Origin of the sequence: Vibrio sp. 14N.309.X.WAT.E.F5, assembly GCF_030397615.1 — a bacterium.
Taxonomy (GTDB): domain Bacteria; phylum Pseudomonadota; class Gammaproteobacteria; order Enterobacterales; family Vibrionaceae; genus Vibrio; species Vibrio lentus.
In genome coordinates this window covers 95,246-116,717 of record NZ_JAPNXR010000005.1, presented here as the reverse complement: position 1 = coordinate 116,717, position 21,472 = coordinate 95,246, and the positions used below count along the sequence as shown (strand labels likewise).

19 protein-coding genes are annotated in these 21,472 nt (G+C 46.3%); 1 reads left to right on the top strand and 18 read right to left on the bottom strand.

Annotated features, from left to right (window positions below):
* Positions 1–11: 11 nt before the first annotated feature.
* The gene (locus OW495_RS08020; RefSeq protein WP_102514030.1) at positions 12–1,157 is read left to right on the top strand and encodes a phosphotransferase; all 1,146 of its coding nucleotides are present in this window, start codon (positions 12–14) and stop codon (positions 1,155–1,157) included.
* An 81-nt stretch (positions 1,158–1,238) separates the two neighbouring features.
* On the opposite strand, the gene dsbD is transcribed toward OW495_RS08020, so the two are convergent.
* From dsbD to OW495_RS07930, 18 genes are all read right to left on the bottom strand, one after another.
* Positions 1,239–3,035, bottom strand: a complete 1,797-nt coding sequence (gene dsbD / locus OW495_RS08015) for a protein-disulfide reductase DsbD (protein WP_102514029.1) — start codon at positions 3,033–3,035, stop codon at positions 1,239–1,241.
* Entirely contained in the window at positions 3,032–3,937 is a 906-nt protein-coding gene (locus tag OW495_RS08010; protein WP_102514028.1) for an FAD:protein FMN transferase, read from the bottom strand. Before OW495_RS08010 ends, dsbD begins: the two co-directional genes overlap by 4 nt.
* Positions 3,927–5,153 (bottom strand): DUF3570 domain-containing protein, encoded by a 1,227-nt coding sequence (locus tag OW495_RS08005; RefSeq protein WP_017111396.1) that lies wholly within the window; start codon positions 5,151–5,153, stop codon positions 3,927–3,929. Before OW495_RS08005 ends, OW495_RS08010 begins: the two co-directional genes overlap by 11 nt.
* 50 nt (positions 5,154–5,203) lie before the next feature.
* On the bottom strand, positions 5,204–5,701 hold the full coding sequence (locus OW495_RS08000) for a DUF4266 domain-containing protein (RefSeq protein WP_017107673.1): 498 nt from the start codon (positions 5,699–5,701) through the stop codon (positions 5,204–5,206).
* Positions 5,701–6,165 (bottom strand): TlpA disulfide reductase family protein, encoded by a 465-nt coding sequence (locus tag OW495_RS07995; protein ID WP_102291488.1) that lies wholly within the window; start codon positions 6,163–6,165, stop codon positions 5,701–5,703. The genes OW495_RS08000 and OW495_RS07995 overlap by 1 nt, the downstream gene beginning before the upstream one ends.
* 57 nt (positions 6,166–6,222) lie before the next feature.
* Positions 6,223–7,446, bottom strand: coding sequence for a hypothetical protein (locus tag OW495_RS07990; protein WP_102514027.1), 1,224 nt, complete (start codon positions 7,444–7,446; stop codon positions 6,223–6,225).
* Positions 7,439–8,002 (bottom strand): tight adherence pilus pseudopilin TadF, encoded by a 564-nt coding sequence (gene tadF / locus OW495_RS07985; RefSeq protein WP_102514026.1) that lies wholly within the window; start codon positions 8,000–8,002, stop codon positions 7,439–7,441. Before tadF ends, OW495_RS07990 begins: the two co-directional genes overlap by 8 nt.
* Positions 7,989–8,438 (bottom strand): TadE family protein, encoded by a 450-nt coding sequence (locus OW495_RS07980; protein ID WP_102514025.1) that lies wholly within the window; start codon positions 8,436–8,438, stop codon positions 7,989–7,991. The genes tadF and OW495_RS07980 overlap by 14 nt, the downstream gene beginning before the upstream one ends.
* On the bottom strand, positions 8,438–9,178 hold the full coding sequence (locus OW495_RS07975; protein ID WP_102514024.1) for a tetratricopeptide repeat protein: 741 nt from the start codon (positions 9,176–9,178) through the stop codon (positions 8,438–8,440). Before OW495_RS07975 ends, OW495_RS07980 begins: the two co-directional genes overlap by 1 nt.
* A complete protein-coding gene (locus OW495_RS07970; RefSeq protein ID WP_102514023.1) occupies positions 9,175–10,026 on the bottom strand; it encodes a type II secretion system F family protein in 852 nt (283 codons plus the stop codon). Before OW495_RS07970 ends, OW495_RS07975 begins: the two co-directional genes overlap by 4 nt.
* Positions 10,023–10,937 (bottom strand): type II secretion system F family protein, encoded by a 915-nt coding sequence (locus OW495_RS07965; RefSeq protein ID WP_102514022.1) that lies wholly within the window; start codon positions 10,935–10,937, stop codon positions 10,023–10,025. Before OW495_RS07965 ends, OW495_RS07970 begins: the two co-directional genes overlap by 4 nt.
* Positions 10,937–12,280 carry a CpaF family protein gene (locus tag OW495_RS07960; protein WP_102299838.1) on the bottom strand — a complete coding sequence of 448 codons (1,344 nt, stop codon included), beginning with the start codon at positions 12,278–12,280 and terminating at the stop codon, positions 10,937–10,939. Before OW495_RS07960 ends, OW495_RS07965 begins: the two co-directional genes overlap by 1 nt.
* Positions 12,280–13,440, bottom strand: a complete 1,161-nt coding sequence (locus OW495_RS07955; RefSeq protein WP_102299839.1) for an AAA family ATPase — start codon at positions 13,438–13,440, stop codon at positions 12,280–12,282. The genes OW495_RS07960 and OW495_RS07955 overlap by 1 nt, the downstream gene beginning before the upstream one ends.
* Positions 13,437–14,060 (bottom strand): CpaD family pilus assembly lipoprotein, encoded by a 624-nt coding sequence (locus OW495_RS07950; protein WP_102299840.1) that lies wholly within the window; start codon positions 14,058–14,060, stop codon positions 13,437–13,439. The genes OW495_RS07955 and OW495_RS07950 overlap by 4 nt, the downstream gene beginning before the upstream one ends.
* Positions 14,061–14,067: 7 nt before the next feature.
* Complete coding sequence (locus OW495_RS07945; RefSeq protein WP_102299841.1) at positions 14,068–15,465, bottom strand: type II and III secretion system protein family protein; 1,398 nt, start codon at positions 15,463–15,465, stop codon at positions 14,068–14,070.
* Positions 15,458–16,339 (bottom strand): Flp pilus assembly protein CpaB, encoded by an 882-nt coding sequence (gene cpaB / locus OW495_RS07940; protein ID WP_102514021.1) that lies wholly within the window; start codon positions 16,337–16,339, stop codon positions 15,458–15,460. Before cpaB ends, OW495_RS07945 begins: the two co-directional genes overlap by 8 nt.
* A 30-nt stretch (positions 16,340–16,369) precedes the next feature.
* A complete protein-coding gene (locus OW495_RS07935) occupies positions 16,370–16,549 on the bottom strand; it encodes a Flp family type IVb pilin (protein WP_017075276.1) in 180 nt (59 codons plus the stop codon).
* 64 nt (positions 16,550–16,613) lie between these two features.
* Positions 16,614–21,458, bottom strand: a complete 4,845-nt coding sequence (locus OW495_RS07930) for a DUF1566 domain-containing protein (RefSeq protein ID WP_102514020.1) — start codon at positions 21,456–21,458, stop codon at positions 16,614–16,616.
* Positions 21,459–21,472: the final 14 nt, after the last annotated feature.

Here is a 21,472-nt window from a genome sequence, read left to right as displayed (position 1 = left end):
CAACGAGTTATATGTCTCAATCAATACCGTCAAACAATCTTGCTCAATCACAAGTGAGTACAAGTCAAAATCAACCTGAGCTTTATCAAAAAATAGCGACTTCACTGGGTTGCCATCAAGGGTTTGATGTCCAAGTGATTCAACGCCTATGGGGTGGATATGGCGAGTTAGTTCGCTTGGTCTTTGATAAAGATAATAGCGCCTCGATGAACAATACCTCAGTAAATAGTGTGATCGTTAAGCATGTCGCACTGCCAGATAAAGCCGAACACCCCAAAGGCTGGAACACCAAATTATCTCATCAACGAAAGGTGCACTCTTACCAGGTGGAAACGGCTTGGTATCAGTCGTTCACTCAACAATGGGATGAGCGTTGCCCTGTGCCTGTTGGGCTGCAATGTGAGTTACAAGAGAACGAGTGGCTGATTGTGATGCAAGACTTAGCGGAGATCGGCTTTCCGTTAACTTCTAAGTTTGATGTGCTTGCTGTTTCTGACGATCTGGCAACCAAAGATACTCAACCTGAACTGGCGTGTGGTTACACTCTAGAAGAGCAAAAACAACGTGACGCCTGCCTAAAGTGGCTTGCTAATTTTCATGCAAAGCATATCCATATCGACCAAGAAAAGTCTGCATCATTATGGAAAATAGGTACTTACTGGCATTTAGACACACGTCCTGATGAGTTCAATGCGTTGGCCGACTTACCATTGAAGAACCAAGCGCAACATATCGATCGTTTACTCAGAGAGTGTCCGTATCCAACTTTGGTGCATGGTGACGCTAAGCTCGCTAATTTCTGTTTTGACTCAGAAAGCCAAAACGCTGCTGCGGTCGATTTTCAATATGTGGGTCATGGGTGTGCGATGAAAGACGTGGCTCTGTTTATGAGCAGTGCGGTGAGGCCGCATGATTGCGCTGAACTTGAGTCACATATGTTAGAGACATACTTCCGATACTTGGAAGAGGCATTGACGTACTATCAGCCACAGCTTTCGTTTGATGAAATCGAAGCTGCGTGGCGACCTATGTTTTACGTGGCGTGGGCTGATTTTCAACGTTTTGTAAAAGGTTGGAGCCCAGAGCACTGGAAGATCAACACGTACACTGAGCAATTGACTCAAACGGTTATTGAGCAGCTAGAAAACCCAGAATAAATTGCCTCATATCTGCAAACCAAATAAGAAAAAATCGCCCAATTTATGATTGGGCGATTTTGATTTTATCTTGCGTAGGCCCTAGTTCGTTTGGCTATCAGCTTCTGTTGTTTGTGTGTAAGCGAGCTTATTGGCAAGTTTGAGTTTTTTATTGAAACCCTCTTTATCAATATCCCCCATTACTCGCGCAGGCTCTATTTCACCGTTGGTGGGTGAGTAAAAGAAAATCGCTGGTGGGCCAAATACATTCTTGTCATTGAGCCACGCCATTTGCTCGGGAGAGCTTTCTGTCACATCAAGTTTTATGGTCTTCCACTCTTTAAGCTTTTGGCTCACTTGTTGGTCGTTGAACACGTTGGTTTCAATCACTTTACAAGACACACACCAATCTGCGTAAAGGTCGACTAGCACCTTTTGGTCGCTGCTCGCTGCTGCCTTCAACTGTTGTTCTAGCTGAATAACAGAGTCTGTTTTATCAAAGGGAGTGATCGCAATGGATTGGACTGACTCCCTGTTTTCAAGTGGGTTCAGAGGATCGGTATTACCTAAAAAGAATCCGACAAATAGAATGAGACCGTAACTCAGTGGTAGCAAAGCAGAGAACTTACGAGTACGCGCCCAACCCGGTTGTGCGGCTTCTAAAGCCCCGAAATGTACACCAGTACCGATAGCAAGCAGCGCCCATAAGATCATAATAATTGATGGAGCGACAAAGCGGCTTAATAGCACGATAGCAACAGCCAATAGCAGCACGCCAAATACTTGCTTAACTGAAACCATCCATGCGCCACTTCTTAATAGCAAACGCCCGCCACTCACTCCGATAGCGATAAGTGGTACGCCCATACCAAGCGCCATTACGAACAGAGTCGCTCCGCCAAACATCCAATCTTGAGTGGTTGAAACGTACAGCAATGCACCAGCCAATGGCGCACTGACACAAGGTGACACCACCAAGGCTGAGATTGCGCCCATAGCAAAGACACTGGCGATCTTGCCACCGCCAAGTTTGTCTGAGCCACTGTTGAGTTTTTGCTGAAGGGCAGCAGGCAGTTGGAGTTCATAGAATCCGAACATCGCTAACGCAAGCAGAACAAAAACCGCTGCAAAGCTACTTAACAACCAAGGTTGTTGCATCGCGGCTTGTAGGTTGACCCCTTTTGCCAAGGTGGTGACTAAGATCCCCGTCATCGCATAGCTGGTCGCCATACCCAAAACGTAAGAACTGGAGAGTGCCGCGCCTTTCTTGCCTGTCATCGCTTTTTCGCCACCTATGATGCTAGCCAAAATCGGAATCATCGGCAGTACACATGGCGTTAGGGACAAGCCAAGACCAAGCAAGAAGAACACAAGAAGCGCTTGTAACTTACCGGCTTGAGATAGGAACGAAGATAAGCCATTCGTATCCTCGCTGATCTCACCTAGGGTTTGATATAGAGAGTTTGATGGCTCCTCAACCAGAGCTTCAGCTACGGTTTCGAGCATAGGTAAATCGAGCACTAACTTTTGCGGCAGATAACAAAGTCCTTTGTCTGCGCAGCCTTGATAACGCACGGTGAGTTTGCCACTTCCCGAGTAAGGAACAGTAACGGTAACGGGCTCGTGAAACACGATGACGTTACCAAAGTTAGGATCCTCTTTCTCTTCACCTAGTAGCGAATAACTCGGTTCTAACGTTGATAATGAAGACTCCCCTTTGAACGAAAATCGAGATTGATACAGGTAGTAACCCTTGTGGGTATCAAAGCTGATGACCGCGCCTTGGTCTGTGGCTTCCCATGTAACAGGGAAGGCCTTTTCAACGGGAAGGAACTCGTTTTCTTGAGCATGTAACAATCCGCTAAACAATAGAATTAACGTAAGTAGGTAGCACTTCATGGATGAAGGAACTCCGTGTTTTGATGAATGTGTAATTGATCGTCGATGTAGATAACAGCACTGTCTTCGGGTACTGAAATGTTCGGGTTCAGTGTCAGAGAAGTGCTGAGCACACCTGCTTCCAATGTGGATGACGAGATAGCGGTAACAGAAAGGATCTTCTGCTCAACATCCTGCTTCGACAAGATATGAGAAGTGGTCTTATCGCCAAACTGCATCTGACGCTCACTGTGAGCTGAGGTCGTGAGTGCTGCGTTCGTTAACGGAACGGCGAAAAATGGGGTCTTGTTGTCTCTTGGGTCTAAGACAGCAATGTTAAATGCCGAGCCATCCGGTTTGGTGCCTAACGCATAGATGTCACCGCCAAAATTCACTAACATCGACGTCGCGCCGAGCTGTTTGCCGATCACTACCGCTTGGTCAACGGCGTACTCTTTGATGACGCCGCCAAAATCGAAACGAGTACGGGAATCAGGGACGTGTAGCCTTGTCCCTTTCAGCTCCCACGCTTGCTTACCCAAAGCAGAAGACAGGGCTTGGAAAGCATGACTGTGCAACATCTTCGGTTTCTGTTTTAAAAGATGTTTGATGCTGCCGACCGTAGTATCAAAGGTATCGAACGTCAGTTGACTTAATCGGGCGAGATGTTGAAAAACCTCGGCAGATTCTGGGTCGAGTTCGATATCACATGACGCTCTTTGATTAATGCACTGTGTTAGCCACGAGTCGTTGCAGTAGAAGTTATATTTGTCTTCCAATCGGCGTGTGTTTTGCTCTATCTCAGTCGCGATTACTTTTGCGCTTGCCTCTGGAAAGCTAGCCAAATCAATCGACAGGATTTGCACTTCACACGGTACGGTCATGGCGTGAAAGCGGTGCACAAAGGGTAGGTTAGAACTCATAGGTTGCTCCAACCGCCCACCATTGCGCTTCAAAACCGTTGCTCTGTTCGTAATACGCAGCAAGCGCATTTAAGCGTAATTTCTTATGTACCTTGATACTCGCCCCTAGCTCATAGGCATTGGCGGTGAAGTTGCCTAAGCGAAGGTCTGAAGTCGCGTAACCTGACGATGCAAAAGAAGGATCGGCACTACTAGGGTCGCGATAGAAATCGGCTGCATCTTGCGTGTACCAGAAATAGCCCGGTGCCAAGGTTAACCATTCACTCACTCGCCAAGATAATTTGCCGCCTAATTGGTGAGACATTACGCCCCAATCATCCATAAACCATTTGTATCTTGGTCGGATTTTTAGACTGTCGGACAATGAGTAAAAGGCTTGGATATTGATACCGCCAGAGAGTCGCGTATCCGGTCGAGAATCTTGTCCCAAGAACACTTCATCATCATCGATTTTACCGTCGTCATTGATATCGACTTCACGCAGAACCGTTAAATAGTGATTGCTCAAATAGCCACTTCGGTAACCCGTGTAAGCGGTAAAAATGCTGTATAGATTCGGTGTGAAGGTTTGAGATAATCCTGCTTCTAAACTGCCGGTGAAAATGTCTTCCCAGCTCTGGCTGTTTGATGACGCCAACGAGTATTTGCCGAACGCTTGAGTTTGATCGAAAAGGACAGAGCCACCTAGACTGTAAGAGCGGTTCTTAGTGCTATCGGCATAGATCAAACCTTTGGCGTTAATACCAAGGCTTTCATAATCTTCTTCTTGAGATGCGTTGCCACCTAAGGTCCATTCATTACGTAACGTGTCACGATAGGTCGCGCTTAAGCTGATCGACTTTCTGGTGTCTTCAAGCCCTACTTTTTGGATTTCATAGCCACTGCGGTGAGGATCGTAGCCTGCACGAATAACCTCGTCGGTTTTATTCTGTGCTTGTTGAGTTTTCAGGGCGCGGTTGACCTGATCCGCATCCGAAGCGAGAGGTGTTGTTGGCCCCCATGCCGGAGATGCGCCAGAAACACTGTCGTAGCTTATCTCTGCGTTGAGTGTCCAATCTAAGCCGATACTTTTCTCAATCGAAACCATGGTGTCATTGGCTGATACTCTGTCATCGTATTCCTCATAGCTCAGGTAATGAACAGAGATATGATCTTCAGCTAATGCCACGTTAGCCACTGCCGCTGCACTGAGCAGCGTAATTGGTAATTTTTTCATTTTGTTCTTATTTTGTTTTTTAAATACTGATTTGTTCATTGATGGAGCGGTTAGTTACAACCACAACCACCGCCACCAACACCACTGCCGCCGACGGAACCTTGTTTGTAAGCGAAGACCTTTTCAGAAAAGACGTCGAATTCAGGCACCGGGCCACCGGGTTTCATCTCTTTTTGAGCCAATGTGCCTTTTTCCCAAGGCTTTACAGGTTCAATACCAAGAAACTCATCAACGAAAGCCAGAGCAGAAGGTTTGTTGCTTACTTCTTGTGCTTTCTGTTCGATAACCAGTTGCTTTGCCTTGGGTTTCACCATTTCAATGTTTCGTCTGGTTGCACGTTTCGCTTCTGGGTTTGAATAATCACCGCCACTTGAATAAACGGTGCTGGAGATGATCTCTTCTTCAATGATTGGGCCTTCGTTTTTTCCGCTATCGTTGGCTTGCTGTTCAGCGGGCTTCTTTCCTAAACCACTAAGATCGAGTTCAAGAGCCGCATTAGCAGTCATTGGAATAGCGAGTAGCCCAACAAGGGTGGCTTTGATTAGCATTACAGTTGCACTCCCATCTTGGTGAGGTCGTCAGTAATGACGTCGCTAATGTGGTTGATGGCACCAAAACGAATCTTGATAACCTTGCCTTGATAGATGTAATAAATCGCTGGCATGCCGATCGGCTTGAACTCGGCAATCAATGCTTGTTCAGGGTCGTTAACAACAGGGAATTCCAGTCCGAGCTGCTTTTGAAACGCCAAGCCAACCTCAACATCTTCATCAACGTCCACGCCTTTAAACGTGACACCAGTGCCTTTGAGTTCGGTGTAGAGCTGATTGACTTCCGGTAGCTCTTCGCGGCAAGAGACGCACCACTCTGCAAAGAAGTCGATAATGGTCAGTTCATCGTTGTTAAGTTGCAGTTTCTCGATAACGTCTGGTGATAAAGAATCGCCTTCTTGATAAGCCAATGCGGGTAAAGAAAGGCATAGCGCCAATAACGCTAAGGCTCGTGTAAACATGTTGTTCTCCATTGTTTTTAACTGTGTTTAAAGTTCAGTTTTTCTAATTAAGAAGTGTTAATTAGATGCTTGAGTGAGTTTGATTGTTGCCGAGTATTCAACGGCTAAAATGTCGGAAAAATACTCGTTGAGTTGGGTGGTATTCGTGGCACTAAACACACGTGATGGGTTCCCTGCACAACGCTCGAACTGGGCGATTCGAGATGAGCTGACGCCATAGCCGATGAAGTTCATTTCGATGCCATATTGATTGATTGCGGTAGTACAGAACCCTGCGTTAACCAGTTGGTCAAACGTGTCTCCTTCGTCAGCACCGTCGGTGAAGAGCACTAGCTTTCTTCTGGTTTCAGGTACTGTGCTGACGTTGATTCCCCATGCTTGTTGCCAGCTAGGGATCAGTTGTCTCACTCCCCATAACAAGCCGTGAAAAGAGCGAGTACCGCCATTTGCTGTTAGGCTGTTTATCGAGTTTCGGACGCGAGAAAAGACGCTGGTTAATGGCAGCATTGGTGAGTCTTGGTTACAGTCGCTTAACCATTGACTTGGCGGTGTAAACTTCACAGGGCGTTCTGAGTGCAGCGTCGCTAAGTTGTCGACCGTCAGTGCTGCAGAGAAATTGCCATTGCGATAGCTAAGCCCATCAATACAGTAGATTCCTGCCGCTTCTTTGGATAACCAATGTGGGCGTTGCGCTGCGACTCCAGAGTCGAAGGGAACGATTGAAATGCTTACAGAATCTAAATCGTTAGCGTTATTGCTCTGAGATTGAATCGTATTCAATGCATTGGATAAAATGGATTTCAACGACTGGATGTTTGAACCCATCGATCCAGACACATCAAGTACTAAAACCAGCTCCGTTGGAATAGAAGAGTGCTTGCTTTCAACCACACTTTTATAACCACCACCCGTCGCCGTTACCTTGTTTGCATAGCTCTCATATTGGAAGTTGGGCAGTAAGGGTGACAATGAATAACCTAGGCTAATACGACATTCTGAGCCTATGATTTCTGGTTCTAAGCCACTCACCCCTTTTAGGGTTGGCTTATAGTACTCTTGGTAAGCCCGCATCATTGGGAGTGTGGCTGTATCAGCAAAGGCACAGGCTAATGCGGCAGAATCGGCGGCTTGCGCTGCTCGGTTTGAAACCATTACTTGAGCCGAGACCATCAGGGTGCCAACGGCGATGAAAAGCGCGGGAAACAGTAACGCCAAGAATGAAATGGTCATGGAGCCTTGCTGTTTTTTAAGCGCATTACTGCCGAATATTGGTTTAACCATAATGCTTTCCTATCACGACTGATGAACTTGAGAGTGTTTTAGGAGGATCGAGTCGCTTGTAGTCAAACGGTGTATTCACACATAAAGTGAGTTGAACCAAGGTGGATAGTCTTCCATTTAACGCAAGGTCGCCGCTTCCCTCAACGATAAGTGTCTTTAGTTGCTCGATGGGAGGAGTGTCGCTTTGACAGATGATCCCGGCATGGATGTGCTTGTATTCCCAGTTCGAAGCGGTGGTATCAAATACACGGCTTTCAAGTACCAGCCCAATATCGCTGCGCTTGATGTCTTGCGGCAGATAACGTTCGGCGAGATCGAGAAGCTGATCCTTTAACGTATTAGGTAATCCGTTTGGACCTTGCTCTGGTTTCAGTTGCGTTAGTGAAACGGCGTTGACTAAGTTATATGTCACGCTGTCGAGTTGAGTCTGCAGGCTGAATAAGCGATAAACGGCAACAAGCCCCCACAAAATGATCATGAGTGCGAGCACAACAAAGGGGAACTCAATCGCCGCTGAACCAGTTTGTTTTTTTAGGTGTGTTTTATTTGTTGTCATAACTAACCAGTACCTTTCTTTTCAAGGTTGTCATGTTGCCGATAGACTCAGAAAACTGAGTTGATAGATTAGGTAATAAGGCAAATGAAAATGAGTAAGACACCTTGTACTCGCCTAACACTGCTCTGCTTTTGGATACCGGCTTCTCATTAACTAAATCTGAGAAGTTTTCGGCGTATAGCGGCGATGGATCCAAGACGAGCTTGCTCTTATCTATCAGTGGGAACTTTGCGATAGTCTCGGCAAAAACTTGGTCTGAAATAGGACTAATCGGCAGTGTCTTGGCCTCACGAACACCCGCATTAACGGCTACATCAAGGATGATGTTGACCAACAGCAGGCGGCAGATCTCAAAGAACCCGATGATCAGTATCAGGAACGGTACCACCAACATTGCAAACTCGACGGTCTGTGCACCTTTTTGACGTGAGAGCATCACTGTTCTCCTTGCTCAGTTTTAGCAGCAAGCTCTTGGTAATACAGACTATTGTTGGCGAACTCAGGTTGAGATAGATGTACACGAGCGATACTTTTCGCGGACGCACTGTCTCCAGAAAGCGCATAAGCCAGTGCTAGATTGAGTTGCAGTTTTACGCTCGCTTCACCTCGGACAAAGATCGGGTGCAGAATTCGAATCCCTTGCTCTGGTTTACCATCGAGTATCCAAGCCATGGCTAAGTTGTTGCGATACTCATTACTGGATGGCATCAAGCTGAGGGCATGAGAGTAAGATTCACGCGCTTTTGAATACTGCTTATTGAGCGAGTAACTCACGCCTAAACTGTTGTGGGCGACATCATCAGTTGTAACTAATCTGACAGATTCTTCGAGTGCTGATGTGGCTTGTTCAAGCTCACCAAGCGCCAACCACGCGCGGCCAAGTTCTCTGTAAATCGTGCTCGATTGATTGAGCTCGATACCGTGCTTTAGATAATGCAGTGCCTCATCATAACGACTGGCTTGATTCGCGGCGGACCCCATTAGCAATAGTAACTGTGGGTCATCAGGCTTCGATACCAGCATCTTTCGGTACAGATCCATGGCACTTTCTGGTTTGCCATTCATCAGTGCAACCTCTGCGACTTTCATGTCTTCAGAGGCCTCTTTTTCAACGTTATTCGTTGATTGGCAGCCAACCAAAATCAGCGCTAAACCCAAGAGAATGATCTTGTTCATAAGCCCCCCAGAGTTTGTTTAAGGGATAACATGATTGGCACGACAATAATGCCCACGACAGGTAACATGATGAAGACCACTAAAGGGAACGACATCTTAGCTGGTATTTTTCCTACCCACTCTTCAAGCTCTAGGAAGTGATATTGGCGACTATCAGAGGCAATCAGCTTTAACGCTTCAGCGAGAGGTGTGCCGTATTGAAGCGCTTGATTCATGGTGGTCACAATATTGTTGATGTCAGGAAGCTGGACTCGTTTGTCTAGGTTTGAAAGTGCCGTTTGTGGTGAATCAAGAACCGATATCTCAGTCGCAGTGAGTAGCCATTCGCGTGACAATGCAGGAGAGATCGCACGCATCTCTTCACCGACACAGCGAAATACCGCTTCGAGTGTTAGGCCTGATGCGACACATACCACCATCAGATCGACGGCATCAGGAATAACGCGGCTAATTTGCATTCGGACTTGGTTCACGCGCCAATCTAGAATGCGGTCGAACAGGATGCCAACCACAATGGCGATTGCGATACATTCGGCCACAGAGTTCATGTTAAGCACTTGGATTCGAGTGACATACCAAGCAATAGATCCCGTCACCATCGTCAGTAGTCTTAAGCCAAGAAAATAGATCTCTGCATTAGGACTCAACCAGCCAATGAGGATTAACTTCTGGCGTCGTGGTTTTGCACCTTGGAAGCGCCATTTACTTGAAGCGGTGGTGTACTTAGAGGAGTAGCTCGATACGCGAGTCAGTCGTTCAGCGACAACATCTCGTTTGAAAGAAGACAAGCGTGCGACAACTATCAGTAGTAATGCACATCCCAACAGAAACAAGGCAACATACATCATGATGAGAACCTTTTGTTACGAGTCAGAGCGTTCAAAATGAGTGTGCCTGAGCTGATGCTAATGACGGCGTAGGTTAGTACCCGCTGTCCCGACTCTGTGTTGAACAATTGGACTATCATGGCGGGTTCCATCAAATAGATACCACCCAATAACCCCAAGGGTAAGATAGAAAGAAAGAGGGCTGTCATACGAGGCTCCGAGGTTAAGCTCTTGACCTTTTTTCTCATCGCTCGATTGTCATGCATGGTTCTGCTTAAGCTTTGAAGAATGTCGCGCAGTTGGCCACCATTCGATTGATTCAGGATCAGCGCGACCGAGAAGTAGCGGAAACTGCTGTAAGGAAGGCGAACGCATGCATCATCGAGGCTTTGTCTAAGGCTTAAACCGAGCGTTAAGTTATCGCGAATATAGGAGAACTCACGTCCTAATAGCCCTGGTTGGGTTTCTGACACTTGTTCAATTGCTTGTGGGACTGAGAGCCCCGCAGCTACCGCTCTAGAAATTAAGCCAAGTACATTGATGATGCCTTGTTCGAACTCTTCTACCTGCATTTTTCGGCGGTACATCACCAAGGCACATGTGCATACAAACCAAAGTCCAACAGCGGCGAAAAGTTGATGATGCATTGCCAGTTGGGGAAATAACATGTGGCCTGATGCTGGGAAACCGATAGCTGATAAAGCAATGAAGTACTTATCCCAAACTGGCAGCAATGCATTCATTCGTAAAAAGAAAGCATGCAGTTTGTTGCTGCGCTGGTGGTTGGTTTTTTTGATTGAAACGTCAGCTGTAAGCGAGCGTTGACTGTCGCTTACCAATAACAGCCGTTTATTGACGATGGCTTGCTTTGAGCTCAACCTGATTAACCCGATCGCGATAAATAAAACGAAAACAGTGAGAACTAAGATCATCAGGCTTCAAGCTCCATCGCTACTCTTAGTTGAGCATCGAGTTGGTGGTATTTGGCTTTGTCATTGAAGCTTGGTACGCACTTAGCACTCTTGTATTCGCCAATCAGGTTGCCTTGTTGATCCTCCGATAAAGGCTTGAATTTGAACAAGTCTTGAGTGATGTATTGTTCTCCTTCTAACCCTTGCACCTCGGTGATCGAAAGAATGCGTCTTTTGCCATCACGCATTCTTTCAACTTGTATAACGACATCGATGGTGTCTGCGATTTGGCGACGCAATGAGAACAGAGGCAGAGTCGCTTGGCTCATCATCAACATGTTTTCCATGCGAACGAGTGCGTCAGTCGCCGAGTTTGCATGCAATGTACACAGTGAACCATCATGGCCGGTGTTCATTGCCTGCATCATTTCAAAGGCTTCATCGCCACGAACTTCGCCTAAAATGATGCGATCTGGTCGCATACGTAGAGCATTTCGCACCAACTCTCGCTGGGTAATTGGCGTTAAGCCTTCGGCATTGGCTGGGCGAGTTTCAGCGCGCACAACATGAGGCTGTTGTAGACGCAGTTCTGCGGTGTCTTCAATGGTAATGATGCGTTCTTGAGGTGAAATGCTAAAAGACATCGCATTGAGCAGTGTGGTTTTACCTGCACCAGTGCCTCCTGCAACAAGCACATTAAGGCGTGAGCGAACAATAATATCGATAAGTTTAACCATCGATTTCGACATTGCGCCAAACTGAGCCAATTGGCTGAGTGTTAGTTTATTCTCATTGAATTTTCGGATGGAAATGTAGGTTCCATCAAGCGCTAGCGGTGGGATCATCACATTGACACGGCTACCATCATCCAATCGAGCATCGACTAATGGATTCGATTCATCGATTCTTCGTCCAACCTTGCTGACGATGCGTCGCGCTAGGTTGAGAAGTTGTTCTTCATTGCGAAATTGAACTGCCGTTTTTTGCAATTTTCCTGAGCGTTCTACGTAGACTTCACGGTACCCATTGACCATGATGTCGGTAATGCCTTGGTCTTCAATTAAGGGCTGCAGTGGACCTAATCCTAGAAACTCATTAAGCAATTGTTCCACCGAATGAGCGACATCTTTGTGACCAAGCGGTAACTGCTTAGAGATCACGATATCTGATACCATTTCGGCAATTTTAGCTTCAAGATCGGGTGCACTTAAGCTCACTACAACCGATGGGTCGATCGCCTTGATGACCTCTTCATGAATCACATGATAATGCTCACGAACCGAAGGTGTTGATGTTAGGGCTTCATGTGTTCGAGCTCTATTCGCTTCAATCGGATCTATGGCTTGTGTGTTCTGACCAAACATTATGCGCCTCGCTTCCAAAAACGGCGGCTGCCTTGTTGCGGCTCACCAGTGACTAGTTCAAGTAGAGAGTTAAACGCGAGCTTCACTTTCCTATTGCCTTTATGGGCAGGCTGACCAAGCGATGACTTGCTCAGGAAATGGTTAGGCAAAAACGGAATCACGACGTCTACGGATGTACCGAGTGATTTCTTCACATCATTGACCGAAATAAGGGATGCGGAATCGGACTTACAGTGGTTCAACACCACGATGGTTTGTGAAGCCGTTTGGTTTTGAAGTCGTTTGATTATCTGACCGGCATTGCGAATGGAGCTGAGTGTAGGCTCGACCACAATGATTCGGATATCGGCACTTTTAAGCGCTTCAAAGCCAACCTGGTCGCGCAATGAATAGGTCGGGATGTCGATCAGTAAGTAGTCTGAACTTTGCAGGCAGAACTTTGTAAACTGATCGAATGCACTCTTTTGTGGCCAAAATGGTGTGGTGTCTAAAGGTAGATAACCGGTAAAGAGCGTGTGCTCGGGTGACACACTGATCCCACTGCGCTCAAACACGAGAGGTTCTAATCTTTCTGGGTATTGTAAAAGCTCTACCAACGCCGTGTTGCCTTCGACATTGAGTAGCAAATCCAAATCACCCATCGAAAAATCGAGGTCCATACAAGTTACTCGTTTCTCGATTTCGGCAAGCTGTTGCGATAACGTCGCTATAATGGTGCTGCTTCCTGAGCCACCTTTTGCACTGACAATGGAAACGATTTTTTCATTTCGTTTTTCGTTGTTGAGTTGCAAAGCAGCAAAGGAGACGTGTTCAAGATCTTGTGGTGTCACTGGGTTGACTAAATAGTCACTGGCACCGGATGCGAGCATTCCACGGTAAGCAAAAATTTCGGTTGAATGACCAATCGCGATAACTTGGCACCCAGTACGTTGTATTAAACGCTGCACAACCTGTTTCGATTCTGGCAATTCGCTATTCAATACATCGAGGAAGATGGTTTTAACGTCATTCTTAAGTACCTGTCTCACCACGTCATCTTCTTGATTCGAAGAGGTTGTGATGTTGTTGATACCGAAATCATTCAGTGTGTATGTGAGCGCTAATGTATCGAGTTGCTCCGATGCCGCGATCAGTACCGTTAAACTATGTACTTGATTCATTGCGAACCTCCTAGCGTGGTATTCGAAGAGCCAGAGTTTATCTGTTGGGTTTGTGCTGGTGGAGCAAAGTAGTTATCAATGCTAGACACCGCTTTTTGCCCTTGAGCACTGTCTATTGGCTGACCAACAATCAGGTCTTTTGGATTTGCGACCATTTGCGCCAGTGCATTGGCATTCGCACAGCCAAAATTGCGCTGAGTACGATAAGCGTTGAGTGTGGTTCTTGGTGTTTTACCCGCGTCACATGCCGTTACTTTGGCACGATAAGATTCAACAAAAATCGTGAGATCACCTTTACCTTGTGCCGATGGATTCGATACTGAAATTTGAGAAGGGTAGAGCCCTGACTCGATCAGATGAAGCCTAACTTTTTCGCTTTGGTTTTCTCCTTTCTGAGTCGTATTTTCAATCTTGACCATTAAGTTGGATAGCGTACCTAGACGAGCAATAAAATCAGAGATGTCATCTTTCTCTTGAGCCGATAACGTTTTGCCCGACAGTGTTAAAGTCAGTTTGTTTGTCACGGACACCACATCCACAGAAGGTTGTTGGGTTGTAGGCGTTGGCGCGCAACCCGCAAGCGCAATGAGAGCGGGCAGTAATAAGGATAATTTGTTCATGATGTCCTCAGTAGTAGAACCCGTTGTCACCCAGTAAGCGAGGCTTCTGGTTGTCGGTGTATGTGTCTTGACTAAACGTTCTTTTACGTTGAATTCTCGGCAGTGCCAGTAATCGTTCAACATCACTCAACGGGATTAAACCATCGGTTGGGAGTGGCATTGAGTCCGAACGTGTCGGTTGAACTAGGTAAGCCGTTACAATGATGATCAGCTCTGTTTCTCTACGAGTGAATTCAGTTGAGCGGAACAGGCTACCAAGGACTGGTATTTCACCGATAAGTGGGACTTTTTGTAGTTGCTCAATGTCTTCTGATTTCAATAACCCGCCTAAAGCGAAGCTCTGCCCACTCGCCAATTCAATGGTGGTGGAGGCGCTACGAGTGGTAAAAGAAGGGAAGTTAGTTCCGTGTATCACTTGTTGGCTCTCGATTGAGACGTTACTGACCTCGGGATTCACTTTTAAGCTGATACGGTTTTGACTGAGCACGGTTGGGGTGAAGTTCAGTTTTACACCGAAATCCTTGTATTCGATTTGAGTGGTGTCAGCCGTAATCAGTGGTAGCGGTACTTGCCCACCCACCAAAAACTCAGCATCTTCACCTGACATCGCGGTCAAGTTAGGTTCAGCAAGCACAGACATCATGCCGTTGGTTGCTAGCGCATCAATCAGAGCAGTAATGCTCGGCTTACCCCAACTACTGACATTAGGCAGCTTTGAAAACGAAAATTGCCCCACACCACCGGCGATTGAGCCCCATTTGATGCCCAACTTGTTGGATACATTTCTTGAGACTTCAGCGATTTTTACACGAATGTTGACCTGATTTGGCATGGTGACAACCAATTGATTGATCAGCTCATCATCATTGGGTTGAGTCTGCTGATTTTGATTGGTTGAATTACTGCTGTTGTTACTGTTTCCCTGTGAATTCGAGCTCTCTTGTTGTTCGGTAGAACCGACAATAGGGGATAAGTAGCCTTTCGCGAGCGATACGATATTGTGTGCCATCATCGGAGAGGGAACACGACCTTTAAGCCATAACTTTCCACCCAGAGATTCCGCGTTGACTGACGCTTCTGGGAACTTGTTTTTAACCAGTTCATTGAACTCACGGCTATTATGCGTGACGCGAATCTTGTTGGTATAAATCACGCGTTCTTGTTCATTCAAAACGGTGATCGTAGCGCTGCCCGCTCGCTTACCGAATATCATCACCTTGGTATTGGTTAAGGTTTGGTAATCAGCGATATGGGTGCTAGAGATGAAAATGGATTTCGCTTTTTCAGGTAAGCGAATCATTCTCGCCTCATTGATCGTGACATCAAATGTTGATGCTGCAGATGCAAAAGAGACACATAGGCTTGATAGCAGGAGAACACCCCACCAACGACAGATATTAGCCATTGTTATCAGCTCCAGTATTAGTTTTAACAGTTTTATTTTCGGCTCTAAATTCCACTAAACCCACGTCAGGCAATACCTGAGTTGTGTCTGGAGAAATGACTTTTAGCGTCACGGCATTTGCGTGTTGAGGTTGATCGCGAGCCTCGTTTTGCCCGCGTAATACAAGCGTTAACTTTCCTAATTGTTTCGCAAGAACCACTTGGTTTGCTTGTTCGGGCGTCACTTCTAAAGAGACACTGCTGTCGTCAGGGATACCAGCTTCGAAACCATTAGATTCCCGAGCCTTTTGATAAGATTCTGCGGTTTGCTTGTTATTGAATGCCAAGACTCTTGCATCATGCACTATCGTTGTAACGTACAATCCTTGAGATGAATTACCATAACGAAGTAGCTCACCATCCTGTGAACCGAGTAGGAGAATATCCACTCTGTCGCCCGGTTCAATAAAGCCTGAATTAGACGTGACTTGATCGACAGGAACCGAAATCGCGCGATAGCCCGGTTGCAACTTCAATGAGAGCGAGTAGCCACCTTCGGGTTCGGTAATGTCGGCTTTCGACAATATTGAGTCTTTGACGAGTTTGGTGCGTGCAAGCCCTGACATCGTATGAGCGGCAGAAATATCGTCCGGTGTCACGTGGTCGATGTAGTTCTCTAACTCTTGCTGTGGAACTTCTTTCCATCGAAACGAGTTTGGCGTGTAGGTTTGGCCTATCTCAATCGTACGAGTTGGAACCAGCACTTTGACCGTTTGCTTAGCGGCTTGTTTAGAAGAGGTGGTCGCAGACTCGCTATTGGTTTGGCTCAACAGTAAAACGGACAATCCGAGCACCGAGCAAAATAACGACAGCAACATGAGTCGCTTAGCAGTCATAACTATTCCTTTAATTTACGGTAAACGGGCTTATTCTGATTTTTGAGCGTCTTTGAGCTGCTTGACGACAGTTTCGTAAGCGTCAGTAATGGCTTCGGTTAGATCACCATTCTCGCCGCCTACAAAATTAAGCAAGACCACAGACATTGCTGCTGCGAGAATTGCGTATTCGATAGCGGCCGCGCCGCGCTGCTTTTTCTTGTTAAACATGTTGTTGTTTCCTAGATGAAAGCAGCCTCAGCTGAGGCTGCTGTGGTCATTAATAAAGGTGTCGTTAGTCTGCAACTAATCGATATAGATAAGCTGATGAATAGCTCGCGGTAGACACGTCAGTCTCCGCCATCGTCGTCATATTCAACCCTTTGAAGCGGCCATAAGGTGCAGGGTCGCTGGTGATGTAGTAGCCATAGCTACCACCAGTTGCTTCGTTGAACTCAAACACTTCGTTGTTAAGTGGCAATAGGCTATACAGTTCAGCTTTTGTCGGGTAACGCCAATTGGCTTTGCCACAAATACTCTTGGTATTTTGTGCTGTGATAAGAGGGGCAATATCTACGTATTTCTTGAAACGGCTGCTATCACCTCGAGAGAAGAGTTGCCAAACCAAGTTGTTGTCTGTGTCTTGAGCACATACTGCATTTTGTCGATTGGTTACTATCGTTCCTTGCGCATTTAGATACTGATAATTAGCCGACTTTTCTCTGAATAATCGAGCTAAGACGACTTTGTCTTCAGAACCATCAGTACGAGCTTTAGCTAGGGTTTGGCTGCTTTCTTTAGTGTCGTAACTTGTGATGTATTGTTGATCACCGCTTGCGGCACTAGACCAGTAATAAAACGTGGTTCCATCATCGAAATAAGATTTGTCGTATTCTGGCTTTAGTCCCAAGTAATTTGGAAATACGTCTGTATCCAAGGTCATTTTCGAATTTGAACCTTCGACAGCTTTGGTGCTAATCGACAGTAACTGCGCTAAGTGCGGAACTTCCCAGTCACTAAAACCACACAGCTTGTTGTTATTAGTGCTAGCGAGTAATTCGTTGCTGCCTAGTATGCTCGCGTATCCAGTCGCTGAAGCATCATAGGCAAGATCGTCAGCACCATGCGGTAGCCCATCTTTGAGCAGTGCCCATACTCGACGTTTTCCTGTAATTTTCGTGTCTTCAACACAGCGCCAACCTTGTTGATAGGTTGTGTCTCTTGGCAGATAGTTTCCTAGTTCATCCAACTTGGCGAAGCGATTACTTACCATTGCGTTGGCTTGAGAAACACTAAATCCATTGTCTGCTGCTTGTTTTAGTCCATCTTTTGCTAACACCTTAGATTGAGCGAGATCGTGGAGTGTGGCTGTTGTGCTCATCTCTTCGATAAGTGTTTGATATAGAGCGATGAGCGAATCAAACTCAGAGCCAATTCCGTTGGTTGCGGTATTCAGTTGAGTAATGAAGTCAGTGACTTGCGCATACTGGCTCTCTAATACTGAAATGGCATTGTAGAGATCCAAACTTGCTTGATGCAGCTCTGAAGCCAATGAAGCTGAGCCTATTGCACTTGTGGCATCGGTTAGCATCACCGAGTTTTTCTGGATGAATGCCATTTTTTGAGCAAACTTAGCACCTTCAACTAGTGCATTTAGCCCGTTTGAGTTTTGCTGTAGTTTCGCTGCTTTTTCTTTGTAAGCTTTTACTTTGGTAATGAACTCAAGGCTCTCCGCATCAGTACGGCTTTGAGCAACCGACACCTGAAAGTCGTAAATGGTGAGCTTCGTGGTCACTGCACTCAATTCGTCAAGCCATGGTTTAGTAAAGGCCGCCAGTTCAACAGTTTTAGCTTGTGCTTGGGTCTCTAAAGTCGCGTAGCTTTGCGCTTTTTTCTGATTGTTCGCTAGCCATGTTGTTAGGTAAGCCTCAGCCGCCTTTACTATTGAACCTTGTGTATTGAGTAGGGTGTCAATAGCAGTTGTTGAAGCATCAATGTGACTGACTAGCTGCGCCCCAGACGGCAACTGCCATTTAGGGTATGCGTATTTACCGTAATACTGTTCAAGAGATTCTTGGCCTTTGTTTATGGTGATAGCGACTCCATTCTTATCCGCTAATGCATTTTGTGTCTGATTCGATACTAAGTAACTTCTTAAGTTTGATGGCAGTGTTGCCGGGTCTCGCTGTGATAGCGTGATGACTTCACTGCTCTCTGGAAGAACCCAACCCGCGATACCACAATCATCTACTTGTGCAACCTTATCGAATACAGTATTGATTTCTGAAGAGAATCGTTCCGCCCAAAAAGTCGGTTCCCCTTGTCCTTTGTCATCGTATTCAGCAATACAATTTAGGGAGTAGGTATTCCATGAGCCACCGTAACTAAAATCAGCGACCTGCGAACGGGTTTTCATCGGTACGAATTTTAATGCAGTGAAGCGACTACTAGCACCTGTAGCCCAAAGGGTGTCGCTGATTGAGTTTGAGACACCTTGTTTCGCATTCTTTTTTAATCGAACACCGACATTGGCTTTGTCGTACGCTTCTGGGCCAATAAATTGAGGTTTAGAATCAACAGGGTGCCAAGTGAGGCCTTTGTCATTGGTGAACTCATAGTATTCCGCTTGATCAAAACGAACCGATTGACCTTCAACGTTGGCGGTTAGGTAAGCCCATTGAAATCCGTTGGTGTTGACTGGATTACTGCCTGTGAAAGTATTTACAATTTCAGGCGAGGTTGGCGCCGGGATTTCAAACACTTTGGTAAACGCTTGTGCAGTTGGAGTTGCAACGCCATGAGGCATACCATTAGTTGGGTTCTGCCTTACTCGTAATTGCACTTCAGCGATGTTCTTGTCGACATTGCCAATCACTACAGGCTTAGCGGTTACTTTTGTCCAAGTTGAGCCGGAGTCGAGTGTGACTTCGAAGTGCTCGGGCTGAGTAAATTCGCTGAAGTATGTCCAATCGAGCGTGTTGTCTGCGTCGTTAACCACCAGACCAGTCGGGGCGCTTGGCGCTGACGGACGAACAGTAAACGCCACATCGTTCGTCAACTCTGAACCGCTAGGGCGACCCGTAATCGGATCTCGTTTAACGCGTACTTGGATTGAATCGATAGCGTAAGCTTGGTCATTTAGCTGATATGGTTTTGTGGTAACCACTGCCCAGCCGGTGTTAAGCGCATTGATCTCGTAATCTGTTACCTCTGAAAACCCGGTAACGAATGTCCAATCAAATGTGTCTAACCCATCGTGAGAGACTGGTGATGTCGGCGCGGTAGGCATATTAGGAGTAACGGAGTAGCCCTTGTCTGAACACAGCGCTTCGCCAGGATCATGTAGAGGATCCGATTCTGCTTCTACGCGCACACAGACTTGCCCCTTGGAAAATATCTCATCAGGGATGGCTTGTGGGTTGCTAGTTACAGGGGTAAAAGTAATGCCTCTATCGAGAGAGTATTCGTAGGAGTCACTCCCCGTGAACCCTTCAACGTTCGTCCATGCGAATGTGTTTTCTGCGTCGTCAACAATCGGTGAGGTTGGTGCTTTAGGTTGATTTTCTGAACGAGTGAATGCAGAGCTGATAACCAACGGAACTCCCGCTGGGCGGGCATCCAGTGCATTTGACTTAACGCGAACCGAAATCGTGTTTGCAGGAAGTGAAACATTGCCAACAAGATACGGCAGTGCGGTTACATCCTGCCAACCATTACCTAGATTAATCTCGTAGAAAGACGGATCGTTGTATCCAGCTACCCAAAGCCAATTGATTTGATTGGTACTGTCGTTCGCAAAATCGAGTACTGGTTGCGTGGGTTGGACTGGGGTTACCGTCATTGATTGTTCTGATGCTGAACTTAATCCCGTTGGGTGACCTAGCGAGTCATCTTCGGCTACACGAACTTTTAAGTGCCCAACTGGAATATCTAGGTCTTGAATGTTTTGAGGCTTCTCAGTCGCTTTTATCCAGCTTGAGCCGTTATCTAATGAATATTCATACAAACCTAGTTCATTAAACGAATCGACAAATGCCCAATCAAATTGGTTGATCGCGTTATTTACCGTAATCCAAGCTGGAGCAGCAGGCACTGTCGTTAGTGTAAACGCTTTGTCTGAAAGCATTGGCTTTCCGGCTGGAGTATTACGAACGTTAGACGCGGCAACTCGAACTTGAACGGCTCCTTTGTCGAACGCCAGTTTCCCTACAACAATCGGCTTACGAATTACTGTTGTCCAAGTATTCCCTGAATCTAGCGAATATTCGTAATCTGTGTTGTGGTTGAAGCCACGTACAAACTGCCAGTCGAAGGTGTCTGAGGCATCATTGACCTGACCATGTTTAGGAGCCGGCGGTCTAGTGATGATTTCATTGCCATCGATGTCTTCTTGGGAAACTTTGAGTTGATCTCGGTACTCCTTACCAAGTTGCTTCAATGCGCTATCGGTTCCTGATGCGCCATGAGACAGCAAATCGGTCTTGGCTTTAAATTCTGCTAAATCAAGCTCTGCCAGCTTGTACATAGAGCCTTTTCGAGCATTTACTTGGTCGACACCTGCATCTACAGAGGCCATTTGTGCTTCCTGAAGTACGCGAGTAACACCGCGTGCAAACATGTGTACTTCACGGCTTATCGCTGAGTTTGATGCGGAATAATCACCAACAGCCAGTTGTTTATCTATGCCTAAGTCGCTGGCCACAAGCTGAGTTGCTTCATCAAAACTGATGCCACTGGTTTTCGCTACACTCGCAATAAGAGATGTCATGGGGCTGATCACGTTCGAAGTGTTACTCGGTACTTCTAACGTAAATCCGGATTCAATAGGCTGATTTGGTGAATCCATATCGATGGTTATACCGGCAACCGCTTCAACCAATATTGGGTATTGGGCGACATCATTGTCGACGTCTAACTGAAATCGTCCTTCGGCGTCCGTAGTGGCAATTTCCCCATCAGCAGAGTCACACATGGCATTGCTATTTTTGTCTAAACAAACCTTTGCATTGTGCAAATAACCATCCAAAGCTATGCCCGAAATATTCTGAGAATTTGGTTGAGTCTGTGACTGCTTGAGCTTCGGATCTGACTCTGCTCCACCACAAGCCATGAGCATTGTGGAAACGAGTGAAACACTCATTAGTTTGTATGGCT

Excerpts from the sequence above, each read along its gene's own strand:
- OW495_RS08010 (WP_102514028.1), bottom strand. The coding sequence starts at position 3,937 with ATGAGTTCTAACCTACCCTTTGTGCACCGCTTTCACGCCATGACCGTA.
- OW495_RS07935 (WP_017075276.1), bottom strand. The coding sequence starts at position 16,549 with ATGTTTAACAAGAAAAAGCAGCGCGGCGCGGCCGCTATCGAATACGCA.
- OW495_RS07980 (WP_102514025.1), bottom strand. The coding sequence starts at position 8,438 with ATGCTCTCACGTCAAAAAGGTGCACAGACCGTCGAGTTTGCAATGTTG.
- dsbD (WP_102514029.1), bottom strand. The coding sequence starts at position 3,035 with ATGAAGTGCTACCTACTTACGTTAATTCTATTGTTTAGCGGATTGTTA.
- OW495_RS07950 (WP_102299840.1), bottom strand. The coding sequence starts at position 14,060 with ATGAACAAATTATCCTTATTACTGCCCGCTCTCATTGCGCTTGCGGGT.
- tadF (WP_102514026.1), bottom strand. The coding sequence starts at position 8,002 with ATGACAACAAATAAAACACACCTAAAAAAACAAACTGGTTCAGCGGCG.
- OW495_RS07995 (WP_102291488.1), bottom strand. The coding sequence starts at position 6,165 with ATGTTTACACGAGCCTTAGCGTTATTGGCGCTATGCCTTTCTTTACCC.
- OW495_RS07990 (WP_102514027.1), bottom strand. The coding sequence starts at position 7,446 with ATGGTTAAACCAATATTCGGCAGTAATGCGCTTAAAAAACAGCAAGGC.
- OW495_RS07955 (WP_102299839.1), bottom strand. The coding sequence starts at position 13,440 with ATGAATCAAGTACATAGTTTAACGGTACTGATCGCGGCATCGGAGCAA.
- OW495_RS07970 (WP_102514023.1), bottom strand. The coding sequence starts at position 10,026 with ATGATGTATGTTGCCTTGTTTCTGTTGGGATGTGCATTACTACTGATA.
- OW495_RS08005 (WP_017111396.1), bottom strand. The coding sequence starts at position 5,153 with ATGAAAAAATTACCAATTACGCTGCTCAGTGCAGCGGCAGTGGCTAAC.
- cpaB (WP_102514021.1), bottom strand. The coding sequence starts at position 16,339 with ATGACTGCTAAGCGACTCATGTTGCTGTCGTTATTTTGCTCGGTGCTC.
- OW495_RS08000 (WP_017107673.1), bottom strand. The coding sequence starts at position 5,701 with ATGCTAATCAAAGCCACCCTTGTTGGGCTACTCGCTATTCCAATGACT.
- OW495_RS07930 (WP_102514020.1), bottom strand. The coding sequence starts at position 21,458 with ATGAGTGTTTCACTCGTTTCCACAATGCTCATGGCTTGTGGTGGAGCA.
- OW495_RS07945 (WP_102299841.1), bottom strand. The coding sequence starts at position 15,465 with ATGGCTAATATCTGTCGTTGGTGGGGTGTTCTCCTGCTATCAAGCCTA.
- OW495_RS07960 (WP_102299838.1), bottom strand. The coding sequence starts at position 12,280 with ATGTTTGGTCAGAACACACAAGCCATAGATCCGATTGAAGCGAATAGA.
- OW495_RS07965 (WP_102514022.1), bottom strand. The coding sequence starts at position 10,937 with ATGATCTTAGTTCTCACTGTTTTCGTTTTATTTATCGCGATCGGGTTA.
- OW495_RS07975 (WP_102514024.1), bottom strand. The coding sequence starts at position 9,178 with ATGAACAAGATCATTCTCTTGGGTTTAGCGCTGATTTTGGTTGGCTGC.
- OW495_RS08020 (WP_102514030.1), top strand. The coding sequence starts at position 12 with ATGTCTCAATCAATACCGTCAAACAATCTTGCTCAATCACAAGTGAGT.